The following is an 18,531-nucleotide window of genomic DNA, read 5'->3' on the forward strand; positions in this document are numbered from 1 at the left end:
TACGATGCAATATCTATATACTAAAATGTTAATGATGTTTAATTTGGAGAATACGGATTTATATGTACGAATACATTTTGTACATTATCTTGTTTCATAAGTATTTCTTTCACATGTTTTCCAATACGGTGTCCTTCTTCTACGGTAATGTATGGATCTACAGACACTTTAATATCGACAATAACATAATGACCATGCTCCCGTGCATATAAAGAACCAATTTTTTTCACACCATCTACTTGAAGAACTGCTTCTCTAAGCGGAATAACATCCTCCTCATGAAGAACATGGTCAAGCGTTGCATGAATTGCTTCCGCTCCAATGCTCCATGCCATTTTTACAACAAGAAGTGAAACAACTAATCCCGCAATCGGATCAGCATATACGAGCCAGTCTATACCAAGCTTACCACCAATTATAGCTGCACAAATACCGATTAAAGCTGCAATTGAAGAAAATACATCCGAACGGTGCTCATATGCATTTGCAATAATTGCATCACTGTTTACTCTTTTCCCTAATCGGAATTTATATTGAAACATTCCTTCTTTCACGACGATTGAAAGAACAACAGCAAATATCGTAATTCCTTTCGGTGGTTCTAGTTCTTGCGAAAAAGCTTTTATAGACGAAATCGCGATTTCAAGTCCCACAATAAATAATAATACCGCAACAATAATCGCCGAAATCGATTCCGCTTTACCATGACCATATGGATGATCCTCATCAGGTGGCTGCTTTGCCGCTCGCAATCCAAAAAGTACAGCTAGCGAACCAATTACATCTGATGCAGAATGCACCGCATCCGCTAACAGTGCTTTACTGTTCCCAATATAACCAATTACCGCCTTTACAATCGCTAATATAATATTACCAACGATCCCGACAATAGCACCAAACTCAGCCTGTTTAAAACGTTCATCTTTTTCCATCATTAAAATCCCTTCTTTTCTTAACCTATCTTTTTATTTTAACAAAAACAGCGATAATACCACCACTTTCTTCCATCTTCTTTCTGTTAAAAAGTTGCTATCTTATTGTATCCACAAACGAAAAAAGAGATGCCTCATAAAGAGACATCATCTTTTCTATACTTGCGGTTCAGATTCTACTTTCTCAACCTTTTTCTTGTTTTTGCCCTTTTTCAAACGACGGTTTTCAAGCATTAACCAAATTTGAGAAGCAACGAAAACAGAAGAATACGTACCTACAACTAATCCAACTAGTAACGCAAACGAGAAGTTACGTAGTGACTCACTACCGAAGATAAGCAGTGCAATTACTGGGAATAACACTGTTAATACGGTGTTAATCGAACGACCAAGCGTTTGGCGAATACTTGCATTTACGATTTCTTCTAAGTCTTTTATATCGCGAACTCGTTTTTTCTGTTTGTATAATTCACGGTTTCTATCAAATGTAACGATTGAATCATTAATAGAATAACCGATGATTGTTAACACTGCAGCGATAAACGTTAAGTCTACCTCTAATTGGAAAATACTAAATATAACAATCATAACGAACGCATCATGTAATAATGCAAGTACTGCAGATAATGCGTACGTAAATCGGAATCGAATACTTACGTATAAAATGATAACCGCAGAAGCGATTAATACTGCGATAAATGCATTTCGTACAATTTCTTTCCCGATTGTTGGTGAAACTGTACTTACGTTTGGATCTGTACCATATTTATCGTGGAAGAATGTTTTTGTTTTTGCAATTTCATCTTTTGATAGAACACCTAATGTACGAACTGCGAATCCTTTATTGTCATCTCCAGTCGGTACAATATTTTCTTCCTTCACATCAATGTTCAACTCTTTAAAATCTTTATGAACATCAGACACAGTAACTGCTTGTTTTGATTGCAAGTCGATACGTGTACCACTCGCAAAGTCAATACCAAGATTCAATTTGAAAATTGGCAAGATAATTGCACCTGCAATTACAACTACAATCGAGAAGATAAGGAATTTATGACCGACATTTACGAAATTAATACGATCAAATTTCGTTGGTGGATGTACTACACCTTTTGTTAATGGAATAATATCCTTTTGCTTCACACCAAAGTATCCTGGTTTTTTATCGAAGTAACGGCTCTTTACTAGTAAACTTAGTAAGAAACGAGTACCGAATACGTTCGTAATGAAACCGACTAAAATACTTACGATTAAACTTGTTGCGAACCCTTTTACGGAACTATTACCGTAAACGAATAGCACACCAGCTGCTGCAAGTGTTGTAATGTTCGCATCTAAAATCGTTGCTAATGAACGATGGTTACCAGCACGGAATGCTGACATCATTGACTTACCAATTTTCAGCTCTTCTTTCAGTCTCTCGTACGTAATAATATTCGCATCAACAGCGATACCTACCCCGAGCACTAACGCCGCAATACCCGGCAGCGTAAGAACTGCATGCATCCAGTTAAAGACAAGTAACGTAACGAAAATGTATAAACCTAACATAATAACCGCTACAAGTCCTGGTAAACGGTAGAATACAAGCATAAATAAGAAAATAAGAGCGATACCAATCGCACTAGCGAAAATCGTTTGCTCTAACGCTTGTTGACCAAACTTCGCTCCAACAGATGTTGAATACATTTCTTTTAAATCAACAGGAAGTGCACCTGCATTTAATAAAGATGAAAGTTGTTTCGCACTTTCAACTGTGAAGTTTCCACCTACGATAGATACTTCAGCTTGGTTAAATACTTGGTTTACTGTTGCTGCTGATAAGAACTTCGGATTCGGTTTTGCAGATTCTGCTTTGTACGAATCTTTTCCTTCTTCAAAATCAAGCCAAATTACCATTAAATTCGTTGGTGGTGGCATTTTTGAAATTTTTTCAGTTACTTCACGGAATTTTTCAGCGCTCTTTAGTGTAAGACCTACGCTCGCACGGCCTTGCTCATCAAATGTTTGCTTCGCTCCGCCGCCTTTTAAATCCGTTCCGTCCATAAGAAGATTATCATCTACATCACGGAATGTTAATTTCGCTTGTGTTGATAACATTTCACGTGCTTTTTGCTGATCTTGTACACCAGCAAGCTGTACACGAATTCGATCTTGCCCTTCGATTTGAATGTTCGGCTCACTTACACCGAGAACATTGACACGATTCTCAAGAGCACCTACTGTACTTACAAGTACGTCTCGATCGATTTTGTCACCTTTTTTGGCTGGTTTTACTTCATACAGAATTTCAAAACCACCGCGAAGGTCTAGTCCTAGACTAATTCCTTTTGCTATGTCTTTTCCTGCCGCACCAATTACTCCACCGATTAATAAAACGATGAGGAAAAAGGCGGCAATTCTCGTACCACGCTTTGCCATATGTACCCTCTTTCCGCTACTAACACTTTAAATAAATCTCTTACGATTCACTTTTACACGTGTGCATACGTCTAGTTAGTAGACTTCCTTTCTATAATTTTGCTAGCTCATCACTAGCTGTGCCGGTACGTTTTCACGATACCTGCACTTTCATTATTTGTTTTCTCTCTTCACTACCTCCTTTATATATGATCTTAGACATAATTATTTCCTGATTATCAATACCTATCATTATACTGCAAAAGGAAGAACAAACCAATTGCAGTCGGTTATTTATTTTCATATTCATCAAATGACCAAAGTGGCGCTTGATATGCTTCAACAGTTAAATATGTCATATATTCATTAGCACTTACTGTTAATACGTCATTAACTAATTCATACAATCTAACATCGCTGTCTATCTTCTTCCACTTTTTCACTTTAAGAAACTTCCAAATGTCATCATCTGTCACTCTGTCGTAGCCGAACATTTGAAACTCTTCTACTTTACTTTCTAAAACGACTTGTAACTGTCCGCGGTATGATTCTACCAAAGCCTCTCTATCTAACATCTATAACATCTCCTTCTTATTTCGCACGAAAAGTCGCTTTTATTCCCGCTCTAATGGACAGCAATAACTACTTTCAAGAGCACTATCATACTTCACTCTCTTAAATGCTTGTCATTCTTGTCTCGTACGTGCATATAAATTATTGTAAATCATTCCATTGATTTTGAGAAGGTAGGAGAAGAACATGACGAGACAAAGCTTTTTAAAAGGCGCATTTATTTTAATGATAGCCGGCTTTATTACAAAAATACTCGGCTTTATCAACCGCATAGTAATGGCACGTATTTTGGGAGAAGAAGGCGTTGGTCTTTATATGATGGCCGTTCCTACATTCATTTTAGCAATTACATTGACACAAATTGGTCTTCCTGTTGCAATCGCAAAATTTGTAGCAGAAGCGGAAGCTGTGAACGATAAACAAAGAGTTAAAAAAATATTAACCGTATCACTAGCTGTTACATCCGTTATTAGTATCATTTTAACAATCGGAATTATGTTCCTCACACCTATTTTAGCAAAAACATTATTAACCGACGAAAGAACGTACTATCCATTAATGGCCATTTTGCCCGTTGTTCCTGTTATTGCTGTTTCTTCTGTTTTGCGTGGTTACTTTCAAGGGAAACAAAACATGAAACCTAGCGCTTATGCGCAAGTTCTAGAACAAGTCGTCCGCATTACCATTATCGCTATATGCATTCAATTATTTTTACCTTACGGCATAGAATACGCTGCAGCCGGCGCTATGTTATCAGCTGTTCTCGGTGAAGTTGCATCCTTATTATTTTTACTCACGTTATTTCAGCGAGAAAAACATTTATCAATACGCTCTGGATTTTTCACTACTGTAAAGGAAAGCAAAGGAACATTTTATTCTCTGATGGATATTGCCCTTCCAACTACAGGAAGTCGTTTAATCGGCTCCGTTTCCTATTTTTTTGAACCTATTGTCGTTATGCAAAGCTTAGCAATCGCTGGTGTCGCTGCTTCTATTGCAACCCAGCAATACGGTATATTAAACGGTTATGCATTCCCGCTCCTATCACTACCCGCCTTTATTACATACGCTCTCTCTACAGCGCTCGTTCCTTCTATTAGTGAAGCAATGGCAAAAAGACAACATAAATTAGTAGAGCACCGTTTACAACAAGCACTTCGAATTTCATTAATTACCGGCGGATGGTCTGTCGTTATATTATACGTATTCGCTTCTCCTGTTTTAACTCTTATGTATGGATCAGACAGCGCAACAGCATTCATTCAACTTCTTGCGCCTTGCTTTTTATTTCATTATTTCCAAAGTCCACTTACCTCTGTTTTGCAAGCTTTAAACTTAGCAAGAGCTGCAATGATGAATACATTTATTGGTGCCATCGTGAAATTAATCGTTATTTTTGTACTAGCATCAAGGCCAGAATTTCAAATGATGGGGGTTGCTCTCGCTATTGCTGCAAATATTGTAACAGTAACATTTCTTCACTACGCTACTGTTTTAAAAAAGATTACATTTACCATTTACGCAAAAGACTATATTTTCGGCGGCCTTGCCATCGGTATCGCGGGCGCCTTCGGTTTTTATCTTCATAAATATATTATTTTCTCTCATGCCCTTGGCATACAAACATTATGGGAAATCACTTTAACAACAATTGTTTATATCGTACTTCTCTTCACTTTCAAACTCATTCGAAAAGAAGAGTTAAGTCGTCTCCCTATCATTCGTAAACTTTCATTTTTGAAATAAGTTGAAACTTTAATCAGTGGGGTAATCTCCACTGATTATTAGTTAAACTAATCATTCTTACTCTTTCAAAGGATAAATCTCTAATTTTCTTTTACATCAACAAAAAATTTTCCGTTTTGAAAACTACAGTATAAAATTTGTGTTACATCGTTATAACCTAAGTTTTTTAATTTCTCAATAAGCCATTCATCTGTATGTTCAATCATTTGTAAATGACTAGATTGAATTTCTCCATCAATAATAAGAGGAAGCGTAAACTGCAATGTATCTTGTTTATTTTTTTGTTTTTGAAAGACAGATAACTTCCCAGACGGTTCCAAAATAGCATATTCTACATCCCGAATATCTCCAACTCCTTGTTCCCTTAATTGCATCATTAAATCATCTATATTATAACGTTGCTTTCTCATCTTCTTTTCATCAATCTTTCCCGCGTTTACAAGAATAGCCGGCTCACCTTCTATTAAATGCCGAAAGCGTTGATACTTTAGGGAAATGACTGACAAAATAATTTGGATGCACATAAGAAAAGTCATCGGAACTAATTGATGCCAAAGTGATTTATCGGTATTTTCAATTGCCACTACGGCCATTTCTCCAAGCATAATAAATACGACTAAATCTAATACACTTAGTTCTCCTATCTCACGTTTACCCATAAGACGAAAAATAATTAAGATGATGATATATAAAAGCATTGTCCGTCCAATTATTGATATCCATTCCATTTCTACATCTCCTTTTTTACGTATAGACTCCCCTATAAAAAAGAAACTAGTCTAACTTAGACAAAAGAAAAATATGCTTGTATTAAAAAGGGGGAATGTATAAATGGATGGAACGAAAAAATTATCCACTGCAATCGGCTTCGGTATTATTACACTATTAATTCTCGCATCTCTTACTAGCATGATTATGGCTCTTTTATTAAAGTTTACGAATATAAACGAAGGGACATTAGCCGTTACTATTTTTATACTCGCTCTTTTATCTATGCTTATGTCTGGTTTTATTGCTGGTAAAAAAGCTCAAGGGAAAGGATGGCTAGTAGGTCTCACAACAGGTCTCACGTTCACTATACTCGTTTTTCTAGTTAACTATTTAGGCTTTTCTCAAACTTTATCGAACTCACAATTACTTTATCAATTAGCATTAATGGGGGCGAGTACACTCGGTGGTATTTTCGGTGTAAATATGTCAAAGCAAAGTAACTAAAAAAGGCCCTGCATATTTTATGCGGGGCCTTCCAAATTAGTTTTTCACAACTTCACGAATCGCATTGCGATCGAAAGTTAAGTGTGAACCACCAGATTTAATAACAATTTTCGTCTCATCTACTGATTCGATTGTACCGTGTAAACCACCGATTGTTACGATAGCATCACCTTTTGCTAACTCACTTTGCATTTGAGCAACTGCTTTTTGACGTTTTTGTTGCGGGCGAATTAATAAGAAATAGAAAATCGCAAACATCGCAACGATCATAACGATATTCATCATACCTGCATTCATCTTTTGTTCCTCCTTTTAAATTATGTATTAGAAGTTTTTAGCATTCGGTTTATTAAAGCCATACTGTTCAAAGAACTCTTCGCGGAAATCGCCAAGACGGTCTTCACGAATAGCTTGTCTCACCTGCTCCATTAAGTTTAACAGAAAATGAAGGTTGTGATAAGACGTTAAACGAATTCCGAACGTTTCATCACATTTCATTAAGTGACGAATGTACGCACGAGAGTAGTTTTTACATGTGTAGCAATCACAGTTTGGATCAAGCGGACCGAAGTCTCTTGCGAATTTCGCATTTTTTACAACGAGGCGACCTTCACTTGTCATACATGTACCATTTCGAGCGATACGAGTTGGAAGTACGCAGTCAAACATATCAATACCACGAATTGCGCCATCGATTAACGAGTCAGGAGAACCTACCCCCATTAAGTAACGAGGCTTATTATCTGGAAGAAGTGGTGTTGTAAACTCAAGTACACGGTTCATAATATCTTTCGGTTCACCTACAGATAAACCACCTACAGCGTAACCAGGGAAGTCCATTGAAACAAGATCTTTCGCACTTTGACGACGAAGCTCTTCGTACTCTCCCCCCTGTACAATACCGAATAAGCCTTGATCTTGCGGACGTTCATGCGCTTTTAAGCAACGTTCTGCCCAGCGGCTCGTACGCTCTACAGATTTCTTCATATATTCAAAAGTAGCTGGGAATGGTGGACACTCATCAAATGCCATCATAATATCTGAACCTAATGCATTTTGGATTTCCATCGCTTTTTCTGGTGATAAGAATAATTTATCTCCATTTAAGTGATTACGGAAATGAACGCCTTCCTCTTCAATACGACGGAAGTCACTTAAACTGAATACTTGGAAACCACCAGAGTCTGTTAAGATTGCACGATCCCAGTTCATAAATTTATGCAAACCGCCTGCTTCACGAATAATTTCATGACCTGGACGTAGCCATAAATGATACGTATTACTTAAAATAATGCCAGAATCCATTGCTTTTAATTCTTCTGGTGACATTGTCTTAACTGTTGCAAGTGTACCAACTGGCATAAATGTTGGTGTATCAAATGAACCGTGCGGCGTATGCACACGACCTAAACGGGCACCCGTTTGTTTACATGTCTTAATAAATTCATAACGAATTGCTGTCATAACTTACTCCTTTTATTTGTTTCTCATTTTAGCGTGAGATGCAACGAACATTGCATCACCGAAGCTAAAGAAACGATATTTTTCTTTTACTGCTTCATTATAAGCATGAAGTACATTATCTCTATTTGCAAATGCACTTACAAGCATAATTAATGTTGATTTCGGTAAATGGAAGTTTGTAATTAAACCATCAATTGCTTTAAATTCATATCCCGGATACATGAAAATATCTGTCCATCCAGAAGCGGCGCAAAGCTTACCTTCATGATCTGTTGCAATTGTTTCTAACGTACGAGTTGATGTCGTACCTACAGTAATAATACGTCCACCATTCTCTTTCACACGATTTAATAATGCCGCTGTCTCTTCAGACATATGATAATATTCTGCGTGCATATGGTGTTCTTCAATCGTGTCTGCAGAAACTGGTCTAAATGTTCCAAGTCCTACGTGAAGTGTAATGAATGCTAACTGAACGCCTTTTAGCTTTAACTTCTCAAGTAACTCTTCTGTAAAGTGAAGTCCCGCAGTCGGCGCTGCTGCTGAACCGATTTCTTTCGCATATACTGTTTGATAGCGATCGCGATCTTCTAGCGTCTCTTTAATATATGGAGGAAGTGGCATTTCCCCAAGTTCATCTAAAATTTCATAGAAGATGCCGTCATATGAAAATTCAAGCTGACGTCCACCTTGATCTGCAGTTCCTGTGCAAGTTGCTTTTAATTTCCCTTCGCCAAAAGAGATAACAGTTCCTTCTTTTACACGTTTCGCTGGCTTTACAAGCGTTTCCCACTTATCACCTTCTTCTTGTTTTAAAAGAAGTACTTCAATGTGCGCGCCTGTATCTTCTTTCACACCGTGCAAACGAGCAGGCATAACTTTCGTTTCATTTAAAACTAAGCAATCCCCCTCATGTAAGTAAGAAAGAATATCCGTAAAATGTTTATGCTCAATATCACCTGTTTCACGGTCTAACACCATTAATCTTGATGTTTCACGCTCTTCTAACGGGACTTGTGCAATAAGTTCTTCTGGTAAATGAAAATCAAACAGATTTATATCCATAGCTATATCCACCTATTTCTTATTTAAATCGATTTATTATATACATAATAAAAGATAATACAATACTTAACACAATACATGTAATGATAGGAAAATAAAAGGTAACGTTTCCTTTTTTCACAAAAATATCGCCTGGAAGCCTTCCAATGAACTTCCAAGCTAATCCAACAACGATGAGTAAGATCCCGGCTGTAATAAGCAGCTTTGGCATCTCCGTCATACTTTTGGTATCTCCATTCCGAAATGTTCATACGCAAGCGGCGTTACAATTCGGCCCCTCGGCGTTCGTTGTAAAAAGCCAATTTGTAATAAATACGGCTCATACACATCTTCAATCGTATGAGATTCTTCTCCAATTGTTGCTGAAACCGTTTCTAATCCAACTGGACCGCCACGGAATTTCTCAATAATACCAAGCAGTAATTTATGATCAATATAATCTAGACCTAATTTATCTACTTGCAGTAGCTCTAATGCCATTTGTGTAATTTCCATCGTAACCGTTCCATTACCACGAACTTGTGCGAAATCACGTACACGTCTTAAAAGACGATTCGCAATACGAGGTGTACCACGAGCACGTCTTGCAATTTCTAATGCAGCTAACGAATCGATTTCAACTTCAAATACTTCTGCTGTACGTTCAACAATCGCAGAAAGCTGATCTACTGTGTAGTACTCTAACCTTGAAAGTACACCAAAGCGGTCACGAAGCGGTGCCGATAATGCTCCAGCACGTGTTGTTGCTCCAACTAATGTAAATGGCGGTAAATCTAGGCGTACAGAACGTGCTGAGGGCCCTTTTCCAATTACAATATCAAGGCAAAAGTCTTCCATCGCAGGATACAATACTTCTTCAATTGATCTATGCAAACGATGAATTTCATCAATAAATAATACATCACCTGGCTGAAGCGCTGTTAATACAGCAGCTAAATCTCCTGGTCTTTCAATTGCGGGACCTGAAGTTGTTCTAACATTAACGCCCATCTCATTGGCAATAATATTCGCAAGCGTCGTTTTACCAAGACCTGGTGGTCCATATAAAAGCACGTGATCTAACGTTTCTTCACGCATTTTCGCCGCTTCAATAAATACTTCTAAATTATGTTTCGCTTTATCTTGGCCAATATACTGACGGAGCGTCTGTGGCCGTAATGAATATTCTAAATCCGCATCTTCATATGCAGATTCCCCTGAAAGGAGACGTTCGTCCATTATACTCACCTCTTACCATTTAGTAAAAGACTAAGTGCCTTTTTAATATACTGATCCGTCGTTAATGCTTCTTTTAATAACTCTGGTACAACACGAGAAACTTCGCGTTCTGCGTATCCAAGTGCGCGCAGAGCTTCCAGTGCCTCATCAAGCTCAGCTGATGAACCTTTATTCTCATCAAAACGTTCTGTGTCTGAGAATAAATCAACAAATGCATCTGGTACGACATCTGCTAGTTTTCCTTTTAAATCTAAAATCATTTGGCGTGCTGTTTTCTTTCCGACGCCTGGGAATTTCACTAAAAACTTCTCATCTTCATGCTCAATTGCTTGAACGACCTGTCCTGTTTGACCAGAAGCTAAAATTGCAAGAGCGCCTTTTGGCCCAATGCCAGACACGCCTAACAACTTTGTAAATAATAAACGCTCTTCACGTGTTTTAAAACCGTAAAGTGCCATAATATCTTCTCTCACATAATGATATGTATAGACACGGATTTCTTGCTTACTTCTTTGAAATACATACGGATTTGGTGTGAAAATTTGATAACCAATTCCATTATGATCAATTACGACATATTCCGGCCCTACATACTCCACGTAACCTGTAACATATTCAAACAAAATACGATCTCTCCCTCTTAAATCATGTATTCCATTTTAACATATTTAATGATAGAAAAGCGAGACTGCCCCAACAAATGTTCTCCACTTGAAACTTCTGTTATTTTCCATTGACAGAAAGGTTAAAGCACCTTAATATACAGAAGTCGATAATGATTATCAATACTAATTAAAGGGGTTACATCAGGATGAAACGTAAGCTATTTATTTTATTTACTATTATGCTTGTTGTTCTTTCTATCGTTGGCTGTTCTTCTCAAAAAGAAGAATCGAAAGCAAAAGAACAACCGAAAACAAAAGTTGTAAAACATGCTAAAGGTGAAGCTACAATTCCAGTAAATCCAAAGAGAATTGCTGACTTATCTGGATCAACAGAAGAACTATTACTTCTTGGACATAAACCTGTTGGTACAGCAAATACATATAAAGATAAAATCCAAAATCACTTAACAGACAAGTTAGATGGAGTAAAAGCAGTAGGTTGGTACTGGGCACCTAAAGTTGATTTAGAAGCTGTTACTGCTTTAAAACCAGACTTAATTATTTTAAACAACCGTCAATTAAAAATTTATGATCAACTAGAAAAGGTTGCACCTACAGTTGTTCTAGAAACAAACTTAGAAGACTGGCGTGGTAAGTTTAAAGAAGTAGGTAAGCTATTTGACGAAGAGAAGAAAGCAGACAAATGGATTGCAGACTACGATAAGAAAGCAGACTCTTTATCTAAAAAAATTAAAGAGAAAACAAAAGATGAGAACTTTATGTTCGTTGCAGTTACACCACAAAACTTCCGTGTATACGGTAGCTTCGGATACGGTGACATCATCTTTAATGACTTAAAACTTCCAGCAACAAAAGGTACGGATTTAAAACAAACGATGGCGCAAGTATCACTAGAAGGTCTAGTTGCATTCCAGCCTGACCAAATGTTTATTGTAAACTTCGGCGGCGAAGCTGATAAAGTTTACGAAGACTACAAAAACAGTGCCGTTTGGAAAGACAATAAAGCAGTTAAAAATAATCACGTATATGAAGTATCAAATGAAGTCTTCAATACGAAAGCATTCAATCCAATCGGAAAAGATATGCTAATTGATGAAATCGCAAAAGAAATTTTAGCTAAAAATAAATAAGAAAAAAAGCAGCTCACCATGAGCTGCTTTTTTTCTTACTTTGAACTGCGTATTGCTTCATTTTTTCAATCGTCTTCACAAAACCTTCTTTTGATTTAATACGAATGCCACGTTTCAATTTCGCACGCTCATAGCTCTCAAGCTTTTTCATATCAATTTGAAAGAAAGAATGGATCGCATTATCATTTTTTGGCACACCTTTGAAAATTTGTAATATCCCTTCCTCTGAAACACCAAAATACCCGCTCGTTTTCAATAACGGAGAAATATCATCAACTTTCTTTTGCAATACAATTTGTACATCATCACGATCAACGAGCTGCCATTCTTTATACTGCTGTAAAAACTTTTCTAAATCCGTCACTTTTTCTGTAAGTATTTCTTCGCTTACTTCGCCATCAACATACATACGCTCTAATAAAATTGTAACCTCAGGTTCTTTTTTCGTTACTTTTGGTACTGGCCCTTCCGCCTTCACATTCGTTTCATAAACGAAACAAAACATCATAACGAAAGCTTGCATCGCAATCAGTATCCATTTCATTTCCGTTCACCTCTTTTAGGCAAGATCATACTTTCATTAGTAGTTTTTCCGGAAATGGGGGTTTTATCCATATTACATTTCTTTTGAAAATATAAAAAATGCAGATAAGGATTCACCTCATCTGCATGTATCATTTACTTTTATATAAAATGAAAGACGCCTGCAAAGCAGGCGTCTTGATGCGTTTACGGCGAGAGACCAGGCGACCACATTCGCGTGTTTAGCACTTAAGCATATCTCTCGTCTTACGTAAATTAGCTCATCGCTTTGCTAATATAACATTAATAAAGTATAAGTGCAACATGTTTATAAAAATATTTTATTTCCTCTTTCATCTAAACAAATTATATGTAAATTATAAATTGATAAATGAAATATATATATTACAATTAATGTAACAGCGAAATTATAATAAACAGGAGATGGGTAGTGTGAAAAAAATAAAGGATGAACGTCTCATTCTGCAAACGTTAAAAAACGTACGTATTGCTTTTCTTTTTCAATCACTTGGTATAATCGGTATTTTAGGCTATATCGGATTCACTGAAGGAATAGATCAAATTACGAAATCTCCATTATGGCTAGTATTTATTCTTACGAGTATGATCCTTAGTTATTTACAGTTAAGTGTTTCAATTGATGTAGAAGAAAGTGAAAAGGAGATAAAATTAACTCCTTATTACAAAATTGTTTTACGCTCTCTTATTGTAGGAATCGTTATGGCTATTATTTATATCATTTTCAGTCCAGAAAGCCCCCTATTTGAAGCTATTTTAACAGGTGGTATTCTCTTCATATGCTTTTTAGGTTCTTATTCCGTTAGTTATTTCATTAAAAAACGTCGTTTACAAGACGAAGATGAATAAAGAGGAAGGGCTCCCCCTTCCTCTTTTGTTTTGCTATCGCACTGTACCAGTTAAACCGTAACGAATGTCTCTGAACATATTTCCTATATCACGATTAAAATCGTTTGTAACTGTACCGTTACGTAGACGCGTACTCATTGCATCGACACGAGTAAACATATCATTTCTTACAGAAACATATACGTTTCTGTTTCCAACTTCATTTGCAACAGCTTGACGAATTTCGTTCGCCATCGCCGTTTCATTTGTCACTGTGTTACGTGGTTTTACCGCAATCGCTACATCGTTTCCATATACAACTGTAGACACACGGTCTACGTTATTCATACGTTTCACACGATTTGTTATTCTTTCAGCTGTTTTACCATCATTGTTAATGTATGAATTGTTCATTGTAATATTACGAGTTGGATGCGGATTAGCAATTTGTCCATTGTAATTTACATCACGGTAATAATTGTATCCTGTATCGTTACGACCATTTCTATATGTTACATAATCTGTATAACGATCATTACGCGTCACATTATCACGATACTGGTGTGTATCATTATAAGATGTACGCTCGTAATTGTAGTTACGTCCATCCATTGCATTGTTTTTTGGTGTACCACATGCAGCTAATGCACTAGTAACTAACAAAGAAGCAGCAATCACTTTTACTTTCGTATTCAATACAAAAACCCCCTCTGTTAGAATGAGCTTCTCTACTGAAAAGCTCCCTCTTATGATGAGTAACAGAGAAGGTTTTTACACTGTTAATATTTCACTGGGAATTTTCTAGCACTTCATAAAAAAACTGCATTTTCTTAATCAAAAAGAAGTTTAAAAAGGCGGGAATACTCCCGCCTTTTTAAACTTCTTCTTCGTCCTCTTCTTCTGAAACGGGCTCTCCAAATACATTTGGTGGATCTGGTTGATAATACATCGTTCCTGGCTGTGGTGCATATGCAGACTGAGTTGGTTGATAATATAAAGGATTCGCATATTGCGGACCACCTGGTTGTGGACTATATAGTCTACTTTCTCCTCCGCATCCACAATCTTCCTCACCCTGCACAAGCGGCGGCATGTTATTATCCATTGGCATCATATTCTGGTTTGGCATAGACGTATGTTGCGGTCCAAACGGCGCTCCTTGCTGATATGGCATTTGATAGGGCATCATATTTGGTGGTTGATTGTTATCCATAATCGGCATCATATTCGGCATTTGATTGTTATCCATAATTGGCATTATATTCGGCATTTGATTGTTATCCATGATTGGCATCATATTCGGCATTTGGTTATTATCCATAATCGGCATTATATTCGGCATTTGATTGTTATCCATAATTGGCATCATATTCGGCATTTGATTGTTATCCATAATTGGCATTATATTCGGTGGTTGATTGTTATCCATAATTGGCATTATATTCGGCATTTGATTGTTATCCATAATTGGCATTATATTCGGTGGTTGATTGTTATCCATAATTGGCATTATATTCGGCATTTGAATATTTGGCGGTATGACTTGTGGAATAACTACATTTTCTTTCGATACATTTGGCGATACTATATTCCCTACGTTTTCTTTCTTCACTTGTGGTGACACTATATTTCCTACATTTTCTTTTTTCACTTGTGGTGACACTATATTCCCTACATTTTCTTTCTTCACTTGCGGCGACACTATATTTCCTACATTTTCTTTTTTCACTTGCGGCGACACTATATTTCCTACATTTTCTTTTTTCACTTGTGGTGACACTATATTCCCTACATTCTCTTTTTTCACTTGTGGTGACACTATATTCCCTACATTCTCTTTCTTCACTTGCGGCGATATTATATTATTTTTTTTCGTTTGCGGAGAAATGATATTGTTAGGTTTCATTTTACTAATTTGAGGAGCAATTAACTCGCTTCCTTTTTTTATTACATCTGAAATTTTATATTCTTTTTTCGGTTTTATTGGTGGTTGTGGCGGCTGCGGTAATACATTTACCGAAAACTTCGTGTTTTCTTTTTCCGCCGGTTTTTGTTTTTCTATCACAGGTGGTTTTTGAATAACAGACGGTTTTTCAACTGGTTTTTCTTTTTGAATTGGCTGTTCTTTTTGCACCTCTTTTTGCGGCTTTACCTGCATCTCCTTCTGTGGTTTCACCTGTACTTCTTTTTGTGGCTTTACTTGCATCTCTTTCTGCGGTTTTATTTGCACTTCTTTTTGTGTTTGTTGCATAGCTGGCTGCTGTGTAATTGGTGCTGATTGATACGTAACTTCTTCCTCATCTTCTATTCCAAGCGGAGTTGGTGTTGCTGCAAATTCTTTTTGCTGCACTTCTTTTACGTATTGCTTTGGAGGCGCTGAACCTGCTCCAGCCTGTTGTTTCATGTGAACACTCTTTGATGGCACTTTAATTTTCATACCTGGCATGATTAAATCTGGATTACTAAGTTGTGTATTTGTTTTTTTCAACGTGTCAAAATCCACTCCGTACTTTTTCGCAATTTTCCAAAGGGTATCCCCTTTTTGCACGATATGAATTTTCAAATTTTCCCCCTCCTGTATAACTTATCTATAAGTAACAAATCTCATGAAGTAACTCTTTCTAAATAACATTAACTTCTTTTTACTTTTATCACTTCTTCGATTTTCAATATCATTCGAAGTGGAATAAGCATAAAGAACCACAATGATTTCTTCAAAACAATGTATGCCCATTTCGTTCTCGTTATGATTATATGTATGAAAAAAAGCAACGGGAATACCGTTGCTTTACACACGCTCTAACATACGATTTAATGCAAGAACTGCTTCTGCCGTTACTTGTTTGTCTACGCTAATAACGTTAATTTCTTCTCCTCTTTCTATCGTTTCAAGTGTCCATAATAAGTGAGGCAGATCTATTCGATTCATCGTTAAGCACGGACACATAAATGGATTAAGCGAAACAATTTCTTTATCTGGATGTTGCTGAATAATTCGATTCACTAAATTCATTTCTGTACCAATCGCCCATTTGCTACCAGATGGCGCTGATTCAATCATATCAATAATATATTTCGTTGAGCCTGCATAATCTGAAGCAGCTACAACTTCATAGCAACATTCTGGATGTACAATAATATTCATATTAGAATGATTTTTTCGTACACTCTCAATATTCTTCACTGTAAAATTTTGATGAACAGAACAATGTCCTTTCCATAAAATCACTTGAATTTCTTCTATATCCCCATCGTACTCTAATGAATCTGTGTGCGGGTCCCATACTGCCATTTTATCTAACGGGATACCTAGATCGTACGCTGTATTTCTCCCTAAATGTTGGTCTGGTAAAAAGACGAGACGTTCTTTTTGAGTAAACGCCCAAGATACCATTTGCTTTGCATTAGAAGAAGTTACTGTTGCTCCTCCGTTACGACCACAAAACGCTTTAATTGCAGCTGTAGAGTTCATATATGTTAACGGAATCATCGTATCTCCAAATAATTTAGTGAGCTCTGTCCATGCTCTTTCTGTTTGTTCAATATCTGCCATATCCGCCATCGAACAACCTGCACGCATATCTGGTAAGATGACAACTTGATCATCTGTCGTCAACATATCTGCTGTTTCCGCCATAAAGTGTACCCCGCAAAACACAATGTATTTTGCGTCTTTATTGCTCGCTGCAACTTGCGCAAGTTGAAGTGAATCCCCTGCTGCATCTGAAAATTGTACCACTTCATCTTTTTGATAATGATGCCCTGGAATGAATAACATTTTCCCCATTTTCTCTTTAATTTCACGAACACGCTTTTCCATATCTTCCGTTGACATTGTGTAATAACGCTCTGGTAACATCGTTTCAATCGGCTGTACTTTTTCTAAAATACTCATATACGTTTCTCCCCCTCTAAGCCACTTTCCTTACTCTTCAATATTGAAACTAATATCAAGTGCTTTCACTGAATGTGTTAACGCTCCAAGTGAAATATAATCTACCCCTGTTTTTCCGTATTTCGATAAATCTTCAATTGTGATGCCCCCTGAAGCTTCCGTAACGATGGCACTTGGTACAATCTTTGAAAACTCCCGGATTTCATCTGGCGTACGATTATCGAACATAATAATATCCGCACCAGCAGCGACAGCCTCTCTCACCTGTTCCTCAGTTTCTGTTTCCACTTCTACCTTCACCATATGTCCTAACTTTTCTTTTACTGATGTAACAGCTTTTGTAATAGAACCAGCAAAAGCAATATGATTGTCTTTAATCATGACACCATCATATAAACCGAAGCGATGATTAAATCCACCGCCGCACACGACTGCATACTTATCAAACATACGTAGTCCTGGCATCGTTTTTCGCGTATCACAAATGCGAGTATGACTACTATCTAAAGCAAGAACCGCTTTACGCGTCATCGTCGCTATTCCACTCATACGCTGAATAACGTTTAATATAACGCGCTCTGCTGTTAATAACGATGCGATTGGACCTTGCACTGTTGCAATAATTTCTCCTTTTTCTACAAGATCCCCATCTTTTTTATGAAGCTCTATTTCAATTCTCTCATCAATTAATTTAAATCCTGATTCAATTACTAAACATCCTGCAAAGACCCCTGTATCCTTCGCAAGAAACGTTCCTTTCGAAAGCAAGTTATCTGGAAAAATAAGCTGAGATGTTACATCTCTTTCTCCTATATCTTCTAAAAAAAATCGGTTTAATGCTTCTTTAACTTTTATCGTGTTCATAAAGCCCCTCTTCC

The 18,531-nt window shown here is 37.0% G+C and carries 18 protein-coding genes and 1 pseudogene; 4 read left to right on the top strand and 15 right to left on the bottom strand.

What is annotated here, in order from left to right; translation table 11 throughout:
- Window positions 1–38 precede the first annotated feature (38 nt).
- From MR169_RS02195 to MR169_RS02205, 3 genes are all read right to left on the bottom strand, one after another.
- Window positions 39–932: a cation diffusion facilitator family transporter gene (locus MR169_RS02195; RefSeq protein ID WP_000409743.1), complete on the bottom strand. Its 894-nt coding sequence runs from the start codon at window positions 930–932 to the stop codon at window positions 39–41.
- 156 nt (window positions 933–1,088) lie between these two features.
- Window positions 1,089–3,353, bottom strand: coding sequence for a protein translocase subunit SecDF (gene secDF / locus MR169_RS02200; RefSeq protein ID WP_242318824.1), 2,265 nt, complete (start codon window positions 3,351–3,353; stop codon window positions 1,089–1,091).
- A 269-nt stretch (window positions 3,354–3,622) separates the two neighbouring features.
- On the bottom strand, window positions 3,623–3,907 hold the full coding sequence (locus MR169_RS02205; protein WP_000886978.1) for a post-transcriptional regulator: 285 nt from the start codon (window positions 3,905–3,907) through the stop codon (window positions 3,623–3,625).
- 184 nt (window positions 3,908–4,091) lie between these two features.
- On the opposite strand from MR169_RS02205, the gene spoVB reads away from it, so the two are divergent.
- Entirely contained in the window at window positions 4,092–5,651 is a 1,560-nt protein-coding gene (spoVB, locus tag MR169_RS02210; protein ID WP_016118661.1) for a stage V sporulation protein B, read from the top strand.
- 80 nt (window positions 5,652–5,731) lie between these two features.
- Here spoVB and MR169_RS02215 read toward each other — a convergent pair whose 3' ends face one another.
- Window positions 5,732–6,379, bottom strand: coding sequence for a DUF421 domain-containing protein (locus tag MR169_RS02215; protein WP_000454820.1), 648 nt, complete (start codon window positions 6,377–6,379; stop codon window positions 5,732–5,734).
- A gap of 103 nt (window positions 6,380–6,482) precedes the next feature.
- On the opposite strand from MR169_RS02215, the gene MR169_RS02220 reads away from it, so the two are divergent.
- Window positions 6,483–6,866, top strand: coding sequence for a TIGR04086 family membrane protein (locus MR169_RS02220; protein WP_000349141.1), 384 nt, complete (start codon window positions 6,483–6,485; stop codon window positions 6,864–6,866).
- Window positions 6,867–6,902: 36 nt separating this feature from the next.
- Here MR169_RS02220 and yajC read toward each other — a convergent pair whose 3' ends face one another.
- From yajC to ruvA, 6 genes are read right to left on the bottom strand one after another with little or no spacing between them, the layout of a single operon-like run.
- On the bottom strand, window positions 6,903–7,163 hold the full coding sequence (yajC, locus tag MR169_RS02225; RefSeq protein WP_000991115.1) for a preprotein translocase subunit YajC: 261 nt from the start codon (window positions 7,161–7,163) through the stop codon (window positions 6,903–6,905).
- 27 nt (window positions 7,164–7,190) lie between these two features.
- On the bottom strand, window positions 7,191–8,330 hold the full coding sequence (gene tgt, locus MR169_RS02230; protein WP_000125365.1) for a tRNA guanosine(34) transglycosylase Tgt: 1,140 nt from the start codon (window positions 8,328–8,330) through the stop codon (window positions 7,191–7,193).
- 12 nt (window positions 8,331–8,342) lie between these two features.
- On the bottom strand, window positions 8,343–9,395 hold the full coding sequence (queA, locus tag MR169_RS02235; RefSeq protein WP_000354027.1) for a tRNA preQ1(34) S-adenosylmethionine ribosyltransferase-isomerase QueA: 1,053 nt from the start codon (window positions 9,393–9,395) through the stop codon (window positions 8,343–8,345).
- A 19-nt stretch (window positions 9,396–9,414) separates the two neighbouring features.
- On the bottom strand, window positions 9,415–9,615 hold the full coding sequence (locus MR169_RS02240) for a DUF2905 domain-containing protein (RefSeq protein WP_000138162.1): 201 nt from the start codon (window positions 9,613–9,615) through the stop codon (window positions 9,415–9,417).
- On the bottom strand, window positions 9,612–10,613 hold the full coding sequence (gene ruvB, locus MR169_RS02245) for a Holliday junction branch migration DNA helicase RuvB (RefSeq protein ID WP_242318825.1): 1,002 nt from the start codon (window positions 10,611–10,613) through the stop codon (window positions 9,612–9,614). Before ruvB ends, MR169_RS02240 begins: the two co-directional genes overlap by 4 nt.
- Before the next feature lie 5 nt (window positions 10,614–10,618).
- Complete coding sequence (gene ruvA / locus MR169_RS02250; RefSeq protein ID WP_000464513.1) at window positions 10,619–11,236, bottom strand: Holliday junction DNA helicase RuvA; 618 nt, start codon at window positions 11,234–11,236, stop codon at window positions 10,619–10,621.
- A 188-nt stretch (window positions 11,237–11,424) separates the two neighbouring features.
- Between ruvA and MR169_RS02255 the strand changes: the two genes are divergently transcribed.
- Entirely contained in the window at window positions 11,425–12,369 is a 945-nt protein-coding gene (locus tag MR169_RS02255; protein WP_242318826.1) for an iron-hydroxamate ABC transporter substrate-binding protein, read from the top strand.
- Window positions 12,370–12,382: 13 nt separating this feature from the next.
- On the opposite strand, the gene MR169_RS02260 is transcribed toward MR169_RS02255, so the two are convergent.
- Window positions 12,383–12,913, bottom strand: coding sequence for a BofC C-terminal domain-containing protein (locus MR169_RS02260; protein WP_000871178.1), 531 nt, complete (start codon window positions 12,911–12,913; stop codon window positions 12,383–12,385).
- Window positions 12,914–13,344: 431 nt separating this feature from the next.
- Here MR169_RS02260 and MR169_RS02265 point away from each other — a divergent pair, with 431 nt between their 5' ends.
- Window positions 13,345–13,779, top strand: coding sequence for a hypothetical protein (locus tag MR169_RS02265; protein WP_000721244.1), 435 nt, complete (start codon window positions 13,345–13,347; stop codon window positions 13,777–13,779).
- A gap of 33 nt (window positions 13,780–13,812) precedes the next feature.
- On the opposite strand, the gene MR169_RS02270 is transcribed toward MR169_RS02265, so the two are convergent.
- From MR169_RS02270 to nadC, 4 genes and pseudogenes are all read right to left on the bottom strand, one after another.
- A complete protein-coding gene (locus MR169_RS02270) occupies window positions 13,813–14,454 on the bottom strand; it encodes a YhcN/YlaJ family sporulation lipoprotein (protein WP_001093541.1) in 642 nt (213 codons plus the stop codon).
- Between the two features lie 1,710 nt (window positions 14,455–16,164).
- Window positions 16,165–16,321, bottom strand: a pseudogene (gene safA, locus MR169_RS28420) (SafA/ExsA family spore coat assembly protein); the annotation flags it as partial.
- 225 nt (window positions 16,322–16,546) lie between these two features.
- Window positions 16,547–17,653: a quinolinate synthase NadA gene (gene nadA, locus MR169_RS02280; RefSeq protein WP_242318828.1), complete on the bottom strand. Its 1,107-nt coding sequence runs from the start codon at window positions 17,651–17,653 to the stop codon at window positions 16,547–16,549.
- Between the two features lie 30 nt (window positions 17,654–17,683).
- Window positions 17,684–18,517, bottom strand: coding sequence for a carboxylating nicotinate-nucleotide diphosphorylase (nadC, locus tag MR169_RS02285; RefSeq protein WP_001092207.1), 834 nt, complete (start codon window positions 18,515–18,517; stop codon window positions 17,684–17,686).
- Window positions 18,518–18,531: the final 14 nt, after the last annotated feature.

Origin of the sequence: Bacillus cereus group sp. BfR-BA-01349, assembly GCF_022663795.1 — a bacterium.
Lineage (GTDB): Bacteria > Bacillota > Bacilli > Bacillales > Bacillaceae_G > Bacillus_A > Bacillus_A cereus.